Annotated in this window: 1 protein-coding gene; it reads left to right on the forward strand. The window is 42.8% G+C overall.

What is annotated here, in order from left to right:
- Positions 1 to 34: 34 nt before the first annotated feature.
- On the forward strand, positions 35 to 675 hold a 641-nt coding region (locus ACQRCC_RS15565), incomplete at its 3' end, for an RNA-guided endonuclease TnpB family protein (RefSeq protein ID WP_427851657.1).

Below are 675 nucleotides of genomic sequence, written 5' to 3' on the forward strand. Positions count from 1 at the left end.
ATCAGGGAGTACATTGAAACACAGGGTGAGAAACATGGGAAAGAGTAATAAAGCATTCCAATTCCGAATTTATCCAACTGAAAAACAGAAAGAATTGTTTGCGAAGACATTTGGATGCTGTAGGTTCATCTATAACCAGATGCTTTCGGATAAGGTTGAAGAGTATAAGAAGACAGGGAAGATGCTGAAGACTACACCGGCTGCGTATAAAGAAGAATTTCCGTGGCTGAAGGAAGTAGATTCTCTTGCCCTGGCGAATGTGCAGCTCCATCTGGAACGGGCATACAGGAATTTCTTTGAACGTCCGGAGATCGGCTTTCCGAAATTCAAGTCGAAGCATCACAGCCGTAATGCATATACTACGAATCTGGTGAATGGGAATATTCGATTTCTTGCTAATGGAATCAAACTCCCGAAAGCAGGTATCGTAAAGGCGAAGATCCACAGACAGATTCCGGAAGGATTCCGGATGAAGGCTGTGACAGTAAGAAAACAACCTACAGGGAAGTACTACGTCAGTATACTTTTTGAATACTGTTCGGATGAAAACCAAGTCCGGGACAGAGAAGAAAGAGAATTGAAGGTTATTGGTATCGATTATGCGATGCATGGGCTGGCGGTATTTTCCGATGGAAGTAAATGTGAATATCCGGATTACTACCGAAGGTCTGAAAA

Source organism: Sporofaciens sp. SGI.106 (assembly GCF_050314255.1).
Lineage (GTDB): Bacteria > Bacillota > Clostridia > Lachnospirales > Lachnospiraceae > Claveliimonas.